The sequence below is a fragment of the Corynebacterium lemuris genome, assembly GCF_024919295.1.
Lineage (GTDB): Bacteria > Actinomycetota > Actinomycetes > Mycobacteriales > Mycobacteriaceae > Corynebacterium > Corynebacterium lemuris.
Window position 1 is genome coordinate 1 of record NZ_JANWTC010000011.1, and the last position, 12,532, is coordinate 12,532.

Annotated in this window: 11 protein-coding genes; 7 read left to right on the plus strand and 4 right to left on the minus strand. The window is 69.1% G+C overall.

Annotated features, from left to right (window positions below; all coding sequences use genetic code 11):
* Positions 1-143 precede the first annotated feature (143 nt).
* Positions 144-743 carry a superoxide dismutase gene (locus NYP18_RS12595; protein ID WP_259428559.1) on the minus strand — a complete coding sequence of 200 codons (600 nt, stop codon included), beginning with the start codon at positions 741-743 and terminating at the stop codon, positions 144-146.
* A 165-nt stretch (positions 744-908) separates the two neighbouring features.
* Between NYP18_RS12595 and msrA the strand changes: the two genes are divergently transcribed.
* Positions 909-1,586, plus strand: coding sequence for a peptide-methionine (S)-S-oxide reductase MsrA (msrA, locus tag NYP18_RS12600; protein WP_259428560.1), 678 nt, complete (start codon positions 909-911; stop codon positions 1,584-1,586).
* A gap of 8 nt (positions 1,587-1,594) precedes the next feature.
* Here msrA and NYP18_RS12605 read toward each other — a convergent pair whose 3' ends face one another.
* Positions 1,595-2,260 (minus strand): HAD family hydrolase, encoded by a 666-nt coding sequence (locus NYP18_RS12605; RefSeq protein ID WP_259428561.1) that lies wholly within the window; start codon positions 2,258-2,260, stop codon positions 1,595-1,597.
* 102 nt (positions 2,261-2,362) lie between these two features.
* On the opposite strand from NYP18_RS12605, the gene NYP18_RS12610 reads away from it, so the two are divergent.
* A complete protein-coding gene (locus NYP18_RS12610) occupies positions 2,363-4,075 on the plus strand; it encodes an alkaline phosphatase D family protein (RefSeq protein ID WP_259428562.1) in 1,713 nt (570 codons plus the stop codon).
* Here NYP18_RS12610 and NYP18_RS12615 read toward each other — a convergent pair.
* Positions 4,065-5,906, minus strand: coding sequence for an alpha/beta-hydrolase family protein (locus NYP18_RS12615; RefSeq protein WP_259428563.1), 1,842 nt, complete (start codon positions 5,904-5,906; stop codon positions 4,065-4,067). The genes NYP18_RS12610 and NYP18_RS12615 overlap by 11 nt on opposite strands.
* Before the next feature lie 108 nt (positions 5,907-6,014).
* On the opposite strand from NYP18_RS12615, the gene NYP18_RS12620 reads away from it, so the two are divergent.
* The 5 genes from NYP18_RS12620 to NYP18_RS12640 all read left to right on the plus strand — a co-directional run bounded on the left by NYP18_RS12620 (position 6,015) and on the right by NYP18_RS12640 (position 11,213).
* Positions 6,015-6,980, plus strand: coding sequence for an L-lactate dehydrogenase (locus NYP18_RS12620; RefSeq protein WP_259428564.1), 966 nt, complete (start codon positions 6,015-6,017; stop codon positions 6,978-6,980).
* Positions 6,981-7,058: 78 nt separating this feature from the next.
* Complete coding sequence (locus NYP18_RS12625) at positions 7,059-8,945, plus strand: pyruvate kinase (protein ID WP_259428565.1); 1,887 nt, start codon at positions 7,059-7,061, stop codon at positions 8,943-8,945.
* A gap of 15 nt (positions 8,946-8,960) precedes the next feature.
* A complete protein-coding gene (locus tag NYP18_RS12630) occupies positions 8,961-9,677 on the plus strand; it encodes a glycerophosphodiester phosphodiesterase (protein WP_259428566.1) in 717 nt (238 codons plus the stop codon).
* 23 nt (positions 9,678-9,700) lie between these two features.
* A complete protein-coding gene (locus NYP18_RS12635) occupies positions 9,701-10,621 on the plus strand; it encodes a DUF5926 family protein (protein WP_259428567.1) in 921 nt (306 codons plus the stop codon).
* 112 nt (positions 10,622-10,733) lie between these two features.
* Positions 10,734-11,213 carry an NUDIX hydrolase gene (locus tag NYP18_RS12640; RefSeq protein WP_259428568.1) on the plus strand — a complete coding sequence of 160 codons (480 nt, stop codon included), beginning with the start codon at positions 10,734-10,736 and terminating at the stop codon, positions 11,211-11,213.
* Between the two features lie 27 nt (positions 11,214-11,240).
* On the opposite strand, the gene NYP18_RS12645 is transcribed toward NYP18_RS12640, so the two are convergent.
* Positions 11,241-12,530 (minus strand): LCP family protein, encoded by a 1,290-nt coding sequence (locus NYP18_RS12645; protein WP_259428569.1) that lies wholly within the window; start codon positions 12,528-12,530, stop codon positions 11,241-11,243.
* Positions 12,531-12,532: the final 2 nt, after the last annotated feature.

Consider the following 12,532-nt stretch of genomic DNA (forward strand, 5'->3'; position numbering starts at 1 on the left):
ATCACCTGAAAAGCACGAGCGTTGCAACGACCCTCAGAATCCGCCTCCGGCAGGGAAACGGGGGACGCCCCGCTCACGGTGGGTGAGTCGGGGCGTCGATGTTTCACGTGAAACCCGGGATGTTTCCCGGGAACGTGGGGGTATTACTTGGCTGCGGCGTAACGCTGTGCGACGTCGTCCCAGTTGAAGACGTTCCACACGGCCTTGACGTAATCGGCCTTGACGTTCTTGTACTGCAGGTAGAAGGCGTGCTCCCACATGTCCAGCATCAGCAGCGGGGTCAGGTTGATGGAGATGTTGCCCTGCTGGTCGGTCAGCTGCTCGATGACGAGGCGGCCGGCGATGTGGTCGTAGCCGAGCACAGCCCAGCCGGAACCCTGCAGGCCGAGAGCGGCTGCGTTGAAGTGGGCCTGGAACTTCTCGAAGGAGCCGAAGTCGCGGTCGATGGCCTCAGCCAGCTCGCCGGTCGGGGTGCCACCACCGTTGGGGGAGAGGTTCTTCCAGAAGATGGAGTGGTTGGTGTGGCCACCGAGGTTGAAGGCCAGGTTCTTGGACAGTGCGCGGACGCGGTCCGGGTTGGCCTCGCCGTTGCGCTCTGCCTCCAGTGCCTCCAGGGCGGCGTTGGCGCCGCCGACGTAGGTGGCGTGGTGCTTGGAGTGGTGCAGCTCCATGATCTCGGCGGAGATGTGGGGCTCGAGAGCGTCGTAGGCGTAGTCGAGCTCGGGAAGTTCGTAAACTGCCATGTTGTTTCAGTTTCCTTTCGTTTAAACAGGGGCGTTCCCGACTGTACCGCCGGAAACCGCCCACTGACCATGATAAGCGAAAGAATCATTTCCGCAACGATAATGTTGCCGAAATGGATCGGTGCAGGTGGCGGCCCCCGCGAAAGCGGGCGTACAGTGGGATCCATGTCCTGGATGTTTGTCCGCACCCCTGAACTCGTACCCGCCGACAAGGCCCTGCCCGGCCGGGACACCCCGGTCCTGGCCCATCCCCGTCCGCACGCTGTGCTGGGCACCCCGATCACCGGTCCCTGGCAGGAGGGGCAGCGTTCCCTCCTCGTCGGCATCGGCTGCTTCTGGGGTGTGGAGAAGATCTACTGGGAGATGCCGGGCGTGGAGGGGACCTCCGTCGGTTATGCCGGCGGCACCACCCCCAACCCCACCTACCGCGAGGTCTGCGGCGGCGGCACCAACCACGCCGAGGTCGTCGAGGTGGTCTACGACCCGGAGAAGCTCACCCTGCAGCAGCTGGTGGCCACCGCCCTGGAGAACCATGACCCGACCCAGGTCATGCGGCAGGGCAATGACGTGGGTACGCAGTACCGCTCCGCCTTCTACACCACCGGCCCTGACGCGGCGGCGGAACGCGATGAGGTCCAGTCGATCGTCGACTCCTACGCCGCCCAGCTCAAGCAGCACGGCTTCGGTGAGGTGACCACGGAGGTGCGCACCCTCGCGGAGACCGATTCGGGCGCCTACTATCTGGCCGAGGACGAGCACCAGCAGTACCTGCACAAGGTGCCCCACGGCTACTGCCCCCACCACTCCACCGGGGTGGCCTGCCGCCTGCCGGAACAGTCGTAGCGGCCGCCTCATCCCCAGACGATCTCGTCGAGGGAGCCGATGCTCCCCGCTGAATCCCCTCCGCGATCCAGGTGGATGGCGGTCATGCCCACCTGCCGCGCCCCCGCCACGTCATTGAGCCAGGAATCGCCGATCATGACGGCCTCCTCCGCCGTCACGCCGAGCCTCTCCAGTGTCCCGAGGTAGGCCTCCGGCTGCGGTTTCGGCGCGCCGATCTCCACGGTCGCGCACATGACCATCCCCTCGCGCCACAGGCCGGTGCTCTCCATCTTCGCCTGCTGCATGACCTGCGCCCCGTTGGTGAGGATCCCCACCTTCAGCCCGGCCGCCAGTGCGTTGTCGAGGGAGGGGGCTGCGTCGGGGAAGGCCCGCCAGTTCTCCCGGTAGACCGCGAGGTAGAACTCGTAGAGCTCGAGGGCCTCGGCCTCGCCCAGTTCAGGGCGGCCGAGGAATTCCCGGCAGCGTCCGATCCGCTGGCCCAGGTGGCTGATCCGGCCGTTCTCGAAGCGGCTGAACCAGCGCTGCTCAATGTCCGACCACCGCTCCCACTGGCCGCCGGACATGCCGAGTTCGCGGCACCAGGCGTCGACACCGGCGCGGGCGGCGTGGTCGTGGTCGACGAGGGTGCCGTCCAGGTCGTAGAGGACGGCGGCGGTCGTGGCGGGCAGTTGCATGCATCACAGGGTAGGTGACGTGGCAGTGACATTAGTTAAAGCGGTGTGAATTCTCGGTTGCCCGGTTTGCGGACCCGCAGGTCAGCCGGGACAATGAGGGCCGTGAGCAGCACAGGGCACCACCGTACCGGCCCCCGGATCACGCGACGGGGGCTTCTCCAGGGCTCCCTGATCGCCGGTGCCGCGGCAGCCGCACCGAGTTCCCTGACCCGCGTCCGCGCCTCCGATATCCAGGCCTACGCTGATGTGGATCTCAATTCCCTGCACGCCCCCCTTCCTTATGCTGACCCGGAGTACCACGCGTTCATGCACGGGGTGGCCTCCGGTGATCCGCTGCCGAATTCCGTGATCCTGTGGACGCGGGTGACCCCGACCCCGGAGTCGGTCCCCGGTTCCGGGGTCGGCCCTGATGTGCTGCTGCGCTGGGAGGTCTCCGAGGATCCGGAGTTCTCCGTCCTGACGCGCGCCGGCACGGTCACCGCCACCGCCGCGCAGGACCACACCGTCCACGTCGACCCCTTCGGCCTGCGCCCGGGCACGGTGTACCACTACCGTTTCACCGCCCTCGACGGCGAGCAGGCGGGGAGGATGTCCCGCACGGGGCGGACTCGGACGGCGCCGGCGGATGACGCGGACGTCGAGAAGCTCAGCCTCGCGGTGTGCTCCTGCGCGAACTTCGAGGCCGGCTACTTCTCCGCCTACTCCGACATCGCCCGCCGGGCGCATGCCGGGGAGATCGACATCGTCGTGCACATGGGCGACTACCTCTACGAATTCGCCTCCGGGGACTACGCCGGGAAATACGGCGTGGTCCGCCCGCACGTGCCCACCTGGGAGATCCGCACCCTGGCGGACTACCGCTCGCGCTACGGCCACTACCGCCGCGACGTCGAGCTGCAGGCCGCCCACGCTGCCGCACCCTGGGTGGTGACCTGGGACGACCACGAGATCGCCGACAACGCCTGGGAGGGCGGCGCCCAGGGCCATGATCCCTTCCACGGGGACTGGGACACGCGCCGGGACTCGGCGATGCAGGCCTATCTCGAGTGGCTCCCGGTCCGCGGCGACGCCCCCTCCCGGGGTGGGCGCATCTACCGGACGCTGCGCTTCGGGCGGCTCGCAGAGATCCACATGCTCGACCTGCGTTCCTACCGCAGCGCGCCGGGGGTGCTGCATCCGGTGCAGCGCAACGCCGTCGACCGCACGATCATGGGCTCCGAGCAGTTCACCTGGTTGGCCAACCGCCTGACCACGGCCGATACGAGGTGGAACCTCATCGGCACCTCCGTCATGATGGCCCCGCTCAACCTCATCCACGTCGACCAGGCTGTGCGTTCCCAGCTGGCGGGCATGGTGGGGCTCGATGTCGCGGGCACCCCGGTCAACGTCGACCAGTGGGACGGTTATGCCGCAGACCGCCAGCGCCTGCTCGATGAACTCGCCCGGGAGCACGGCCACGGCCGCAACGTCTTCCTCACCGGTGACATCCACTCCGAGTGGGCCAGCCACATCCACCACGGCGACCGGGTCATCGCGGCGGAGCTGGTGTGTTCGTCCATCACAGCCAACAACGTCGACGAGATCCTCGGCCTCGCGGAGGACAGCCCCGTCTCACAGAGCGCGGAGCGTCACGTGCTGGCCCACAACCCGCACATCCGGCACGTGGACCTGGATGCGCACGGTTACGCCACCCTCACTGTCCACCCGACGCACGTGGACATGTCCTGGCAGCGCGTCCGCGACGTCACCGTCGCCGGTTCCCCGGTGGTGCCGGGCCCGGGCGTGCGTTACGACGGCGCGCTGATCACCGCTTGATCGAATCGCGCCGGATGAACTCCCCGGCGCGCAGGGCCAGCCGCCGGTCCATCCGCACCGCGGCGTGCCCGCCGAGCACCGCGTCCCAGTACCAGAGCATCTCCTCGTGGTAGTTGTGCCCGTGGCCGCCGGGCACCAGCAGTGAGGTCAGCTGGTCCAGGCCGATCTGCCAGCCGGTGATGAAGGGTATCCAGCGCATCCCCTGGAACACGTCCAGGCGCTGCGGGCGGGGGGCCGGTACCCCGCGGGAGCCGGGTTCGGTGAGCCAGACGGGGCGGCGCCAGAACAGCTCCTGGTCCCACCACACGATGGGGTCGGAGGGGTGCTGGGCGACCACGACGCGGGGATAGTCCCAGTCATGGGCGTAGGGCATGCCGCTGAAGTCCTGGCGCAGGTGCTCGGGGTGGGAGACGAAACGCACGTGCCGGCCGCCGCCGACGACCGGCAGGCGGGCCGGGGTGCCGGCATCGCGTGCGTCGGTGAGGCCGCGCAGCATGCGGGTGAAGCGGGGTGCGCCGGAGAAGACGGCACCGTCGGTGCGTTCGAGGAGGTCCTCCAGACCGTCGAAGGAGGTGGCGATGCCGTAGGCGCCGAGCGATTCCCCCGCGACGTAGAACTTCGGTCTGTTCTCCGGGTCCATCTGTTCCAGGCGGCGGAGGATTGCCTCGATGAGGATGCGGGAGGCGCGCACCGGGGTGTCGTGGTCCACCAGGTAGGACAGGGCGGAGGGGAGGAAGGAGTACTGCATGGCCATGGTGGCGCAGTTCCCGCCGGTGAGGAATTCCACGGTGTCCACGGACCAGTCGGTGATCCAGCCGGAACCCGCGGAGGTCTGCAGCACCAGGGTGTTGCGGTGGAAGGCGCCGGTGCGGTCCATTTCCGCGAGGACGAGCCGGGCGGCGGATTTCAGAGAACGCCCCGGCACCAGGCCGATGAAGATCCGGATCGGTTCCCGGGTCTGCGCCAGGCCGGTGACCTCGGCGATGTCCTTCGCCCGCGGGCCGAGGGAGAGCACGGCCCGGCCCTGGGAGCCGACGGCCGACCACCGTTCCAGGGACCAGGGGGAACCGGAGCGTTCCGGTTCCCACGGCATGCTCGTGCCGGGGAAGACGGACTGGTTGAGCTGTTCGGCCCGCCGGGACATGTCCGCCAGGAGCCGGCGCATGAGCACCTTGTCGCTCAGCACCAGCGCCAGCCAGGTCAGACCTCCGGCTGCCAGTGACCATGCCACCCCCAGCGGCATCCAGCGGGAGAGCCGGCGGCCGAGCTCGTCGACGGAGACCTGGGCGGCGTCCCCGAGCAGCAGCAGGATCCCGTAGCCGGCGGTGCCGACCACCCCGCCGACGAGGGCGTGCCGGCCGCCGCGCACGTGCTCCAGGTGGACCAGGCGGGCCTGCTGGCGCTGCCGCCGCAGACTCATGAACACCGCCGCGGAAGTCACCAGCGCCACCGCCGTGTGGCCGGTCTCCAGCCAGAAGTGGCGGACCCGGGCGGGTGGGCGCAGGCCGTGCCGGCGCAGCCACCGGTTCAACGCCCAGGACACCCCCGTGCCCACCACATGGCCCGCCCCCTGGCAGATGGCGACGTTCGCCGCCGTCACCCACCAGGGACGCGGCAGCAGGGAGGGGGAGATCGCCCACCACGTGGCCAGCTCCGCGCCGAGGATCCCGGCGCCGAGGTCCGCCGGGAGGCGGCGGCGCCGCGTCATCCGGAAACCGGGTGTGAGGTCGGCGGTGACCTCCAGGGCGAAGGCCGCCCCCCTGAGTGCGCGCACCGCCACTGGCGCGGCGGCGGCCAGAATCCGGCGGTGCAGGCGGCGGGGAACCCTCATGTGGGCGATTCTGGCAGAGCGGCCGGGGCTTCGCAGGGTTTGCTGCGCAGACCGCCGGATCAGGCGATAATGGTGGCTGTCCCCCTCCCCGAGCCACCGGAGAACCCCATGCGAACAGCAGTAGGCAACAAGATCGTGCTCATCGGCGCCGGGGACGTGGGTGTGGCCTACGCGTACGCGCTGGTCAACCAGGGCACAGTCGATCACCTGGCCATCATCGACATCGACGCCAAGAAGCTCCGCGGCAACGTCATGGACCTCAACCACGGTGTGGTGTGGTCCAGCTCCACCACGCGCGTCACCGAAGGCACCTATGCGGACTGCCGGGACGCGGCGGTCGTGGTCATCTGCGCAGGCGCGGCCCAGAAACCCGGTGAGACCCGCCTGCAGCTGGTGGACAAGAACATGAAGATCATGAAGTCTATCGTCGATGAGGTCATGGGACACGGTTTCGACGGCATCTTCCTCGTCGCCACGAACCCGGTTGACATCCTCACCTACGGCGTGTGGCGTTATTCCGGCCTGGACCATCACCGGGTCATCGGCTCCGGCACCATCCTGGACTCCGCCCGTTACCGGTTCATGCTCGGGGAGCTGTCCCGGACCTCACCGACGTCGATCCATGCCTACATCATCGGCGAACACGGTGACACCGAACTGCCGGTCATCTCCTCCGCCACCATCGCGGGCGTCTCCCTGGCGTCCCGGGTGGAGCAGGAGGAGGGCTTCGAGGAACGCATCGGGGAGATCTTCGAGGAGACCCGCGACGCCGCCTACGAGATCATCGACGCCAAAGGGTCCACCTCCTACGGCATCGGCATGGGGCTGGCGCGCATCACCAGGGCGATCATCCAGAACCAGGACGTCGCCCTGCCCGTCTCCGCCCACCTGGACGGCGAATACGGCGAGAAGGACCTGTACATCGGTACCCCGGCGATCATCAACCGCGCGGGCATCGCCCGCGTGGTGGAGCTGCGCCTCAATGACCATGAGAAGGAACGGTTCGCGCATTCAGCCGCCACGCTGCGCGCCGTCAAGGAGGAGTTCTTCCCGCCCACCTCACCCGGGTCCTGAGGGGCCCGACCCCCGTCCGGGATGCCGGGCCGCCCGATCATGGGCACAATGGGAAGGAATTATCCAACCAACCCAAGCGTGCGGAGGCCGACCGTGGACATCAGGTTGCATGAGCTGATCACCGAGGTTGACAACCTCATCCAGGCGCTCGAGACAGTGGAGCGGCGCCAGGCCGACGCGATCTCCGCGGCCGCGGACAACCACCGCAGCGGGGCAGCCAACCTCGTCCACTACGCCGAACTGCGCCAGCATGATGTCCGTGCGGTGCAGGGCGGCCTCGCCTCCATCGGCGCCACCCGTCTGTCCACCGCCGAGCCGGCCGTCCTGGCCCGGCTGCAGGCGGCCCGCAACGTGCTCTCCGCCTACGCGGGTGAGGAGCTGAAGTACACCGGCGGCCAGGTCCGCAACGCCTTCGCCCTGGCCGATGACATCCTCGAGGACCACGCGACCATCCTCTTCGGCGAATCCTCCGAGGAGACCCACTCCCGCATCATGGTCACCCTCCCCACGGAGGCCGGCGAGGACCTCGGGATGGTGCGCGACTTCGCCCGGGCCGGCATGGAACTGGCCCGGATCAACTGCGCCCACGACGGCCCGCAGGTGTGGGAACGCATGATCGCCAACGTCCGCACCGCCGCCCGCGAACTCGACCGGGAGATCAAGGTGGCCATGGACCTGGCCGGCCCGAAGGTGCGTACCGGACAGATCGCACCGGGCCCGGCGGTCGGGCGTGCCCGTGTCACCCGGACCTCGACCGGCCGGGTGCTCACCCCCGCCAAGATCTGGCTCACCCCCGCTGACCTGGATGAGGAGCACACCCCGCCGGTACCCACCGGCCTGCCGGGGCGCCCCACCCTGCCGCTGCGGGTGGACCGGGCCTGGCTGGAGAAACTCACCGTCGACTCCGAGATCACGCTGCACGACAACCGGGACGCCAAGCGCCGCTTCACCGTCACCCGCATCCGGGACGAGGGGGTGCTCGCGGAGGGGCAGCGCAACGCCTACATCGCCAACACCACCTTCCTGGAGCATGACTGGGAACGGACCCGGGTCTCCGGGGTGCCACCCACGGAGCAGCGTCTGCGGCTCTACGCCGGTGACCGGCTCATCCTCACCGACGACCAGACCCCCGCGGAACCGACCCCGGGCCGGGTCCCGCGCATCGGCTGCACCCTGCCGGAGGCGGTGGCGGCCATCGAGGTCGGACAGCGCGTGCTCTTCGATGACGGGGCGATCGCCGCACGCGCCGTCGATAAGCAGCGCAGCGACGACGGGCACACGGAGATCTGGCTGGAGATCACCCGGGCACGGCCCGAGGGCACGAAGCTGGCCGCCTACAAGGGCATCAACCTGCCGGAGACCGTCCTGCCGCTGCCCAGCCTGACGGCGGAGGACATCGAGGCCTTCCGTTTCGTGGCCGCCCACGGTGACATCGCCAACGTCTCCTTCATCCGCGACGCCGCCGACGTGGCCTTCCTCCTCGAGACCCTGGAACAGATCGCCCAGGAATCACCCGACCCGCAGCAGGTCCGCAACCTGGGGCTCGTGCTCAAGATCGAGACGATCCCGGCCTATGAGAACCTGCGCGACGTCCTGCTGGAGGGCATGCGCCACCCGAACCTCGGCGTCATGATCGCCCGCGGCGACCTGGCCGTGGAACTCGGCTTCGACCGCATGGCAGAGGTCCCGCGCCTGATCTTACAGATGGCGGAGGCCGCGCACGTGCCCGTCGTCATGGCCACCCAGGTGCTGGAGAACCTGGCCAAATCGGGGCTGCCCTCCCGCGCGGAGATCACCGACGCCGGCTACGCCCTGCGTGCGGAGGCGGTCATGCTCAACAAGGGCCCGCACATCACCGACGCGATCCGCATCCTCCACACCCTGTCCACGAAGCTGGGCCGCTCCCAGCGCAAGAACCGTCAGCTGCTGCGCCGCGTCGGCAGCTGGGTCGATGACGATGAGTGACGGGGGAGGATCCCGGTGAAGATCATCGCCCACCGTGGCTACTCCGCGAAGTACCCGGAACTGACCCGCCTCGCCTTCGAGAAGGCCCTCGAGCTGCCCATCCACGGCGTGGAATGCGATGTCCGCCTCACCCTCGACGGCGAACTCGTGGTCATCCACGACCCTGTCATTGACCGGGTCTCCGATGGCCGGGGACGGGTCTCCAACGCCACCCTCGCCCGCCTGCGCGACCTCAACTTCGGCACCGCCGACCACCCGCAGCAGGTGCTCACCCTCCCGGAGCTGCTGGAGATGATGCAGGACCACCCGGACAAACACCTCTACATCGAGACCAAACACCCCGTGCGCTACGGCCGGATGATCGAGGAACAGGTCGTGCGCTGTCTGCGGCACGCCGCGCTTCTCGACGACCCCCGCATGCACTTCATCTCCTTCTCACCCGCCGCCATCATCCGCATGCGCCACATCGCGCCGGGCCTCGACCGCATCCATCTGCGCCGCAAGATCGAGCGCCGGCTCAACCCGCTGGATGTCCACCCGGGACAACCCACCGGGCTGGGGGTCTCCCTGTGGCGGGCCAAGCTGCGCCCCAGCCTCATCGGGCGCATGGGCCTGCCCACCTACATGTGGACGGTCAACGATCCCGAGGACATGCTCTGGGCCAGGGAGCGGGGCGTGGACCTGCTGGCCACCGACGAACCCGAACTCGCCCTCCGTACCCTCGGGAACTGAAGGCGGGCGGGTATCTTTGACCCATGGCCAAGAAGAACAAGAAGAACGAGAACCTGCCCGAGGGCATGAGCCGCCGCCAGGCGAAGCTCGCCGCCCGCGCCGCTGAACGAGCCGCCCTGGAGAAGGACGCCCGACCCTACGGTGGCATCGGCGGCGAAGCCGACCTCATCGCCCTGCAGGAGTTCGTGCCCTCCGCGACCGCCAAGGTCGCCGTCACCGGCATCGACCGGGACGTCCACATCGCCACCGTCCTGCCCGGCGGTGCCGCGGCGATGATCCGTGAGGAGGACAACGGCGGCGCCGCTTTCGTCGCCCTGCAGACCACCGCCCACAGCCAGAACCCGGGCCGCGACCTCGCTTACGCCCTCAACTGGCTCAAGGACGCCGAGCCGGGCCAGACCCTGGAGTCCGGCGTCGCCGACGGCAGCCAGCCGGCCCTGGGCGAACTCATCGCCGCCGACGCCACGCTCGAGATCACCGAGCACCAGGACTTCAACTGGTGGCTGCCGGAGGGCACCGAGCTCGACGCCGCCACCGCCCAGGCCCTGCAGGCCGCCAACGACTCCGTCGTGGAGTCCCACCGCGTGGACACGGAGATCCCCGGCGCCGTGTGGTGGGTCAACCCCGGTGGCGGCAAGGCCCACATCCGCTGGGTCCGCCCCGAGGACAACGAGGACGCCCTCCTCAACGCCCTGGCGCGTGTCGCCGCCCGCGGCGAGCTCAACCTCGGTGAGAACACCAAATTCGCCGGCGCCTTCCGCACCCACGGCATCATCGTCCCCGTCTTCGACCTCGACCCGGAGGTCGCCTGGGACTCCTACGGCGCCGAGCTCAGCAGGGTCTCTGCGGCCGTCGACGCCGAGGTGTCCAACGACGCCCAGCTCACCGCCGACGAGCGCAAGCAGCTGCAGAACATCAAGTCCCGCCAGGTGACCATCCGGTAGGTTGCTCTGCGACAGCACCCGCAGAATCCCACGTCCCGCCCGGAGCCGACTGGTTTCCGGGCGGGACGTGCGCTTCTCCGATGTACCACCAAGAGAGAAGGAGCCGTAGCGCATGACCCTCCGCCACAGTGTCCGGGGCCTCATCCTCGATCCCGTTGACCATGTCCTCCTGGTCAACCTCAACTGGGTGGGGCTGGGATTCGAGGGCGGGCTGTGGATCACCCCGGGTGGCGGCATCGAGGCCGGGGAGACCCGGGAACAGGCGCTGCGCCGGGAACTGCGTGAGGAAACCGGTTTCCTGCCGGAGGAGATCGGCCCCGAGATCTGGACGAAGACCACCCATGCCCCCTCGGGATCTTGGTCAGGTCAGGTGGACCACGTCCACCTCGTGCGAGCGCCGCGTTTCGATCCCTCCCCCTCCTTCACTGCCACCCAGCTGCAGGAGGAGAACATCCAGGGCCTCCGGTGGTGGTCACCTCAGGAGCTCTCCGGATCTGCAGCGACCTTCGTGCCACGGAAGCTGCCGGAGCTGTTGCGGGAGCTGCTCGACAACGGCATCTCGCAGACGCCGGTGGAGATCACGGGCTACTGAGCGGAGAAGCTGCCGCAGGAACGCCGCCTATTTCATCGACTCCCACAGCGCCTGGGCCCCGGCCTGGTCCCACAACACCACGCTGCCGACGGCATAGTCGGCGAAACCGGCCACCGGCACGGTCTCCGTCTGCACACCGCCACGCATGGCCAGTCCCACCCGGCCGAGGTGCCACACGTGGTCACCCTTGCCCACCGTGAAGGCACCGGCGGTGCTGCTGACCAGCGGGACAAAGCGGAAGGGATTGAGCAGCGTGCCCGCGTTGGTGGACTGATCCACCAGCGCGGCGAAGAACTCCCGCTGACGGTTCACCCGGTCGAGATCCCCCTGCGCGGTGGCGCGGGTACGCACGTAGCCGAGGGCGGTCGGGCCGTCCATCTCCTGGCAACCGGCCTGGACGTCCAGCTGCGCGAGAGGATCGTAGATCGGCTCCGGCGGACACAGCTCCACCCCGCCGACGGCGTCGACAACATTGGCCAGCCCACCCATGCCGATCTCCGCGTAGCGGTCGATGCGCAGGCCCGTGGCCTGCTCCACGGTGGTGGTCAACAGGGGCGGGCCACCGAAGGTGAAGGCGGCGTTGATCTTGTCCTCGCCGTAGCCGGGGATGCTGACATAGGAATCACGCGGCAGGGAAACCAGCCGGGCCTGCCCCGTCAGTGGGATGTGGAGGATCATGATGGTGTCGGTGCGACCCACACCCAGGTCACCGCCTGTGCCGAGCCGGTCGACGTCCTCCTCGCTGAGCCCCTGCCGGGAATCGGAGCCGACCAGCAGCCAGTTGGTGCCGGCGGTGTTGGCCACCCGGTACTCCGGCAGCGCCTCGACGCGGTTGAGCTGGGCATCGGCCCACAGCATCATCGACAGGCTGAGGACCACGACAGTCGCTACTGCCCAACCGAGAGTGCGCAGCGGGCGGAAACCACGACGGCCCGAGCGGCGGCGCCTGCTGCGCGGTGGGGCGGCCGGCCGTGCCGGGGGACGTGCCGCCGGACGTTGCGGAGCGCGTGCCTGGGCGGCCCGGGCCGGCGGTGCCTGGTGGCGACGGGGTGGTTCCTCGCGCCGGGGTGGGATGTACTGCTGCGGCCGCTCAGCGGGGGCTGCTTCACGACGCGGCGTCCGGCGCCGCACCGGCTCCGGCTGGGCTGAGCTGGGGCGGGCTGCCGTGGAACGGCGACGGACGGGTCGGCCATAGCGGTCGACGATGGGTTTACCGTCCCGACCCCGGACGATGTCACCGGCGTCGCGGGGATCGGCGGAGCCACCCGGCGAACGGCCGGGTCGGGGGTCGCGCTGCCGGGGGTCGCGTTCATGCATGT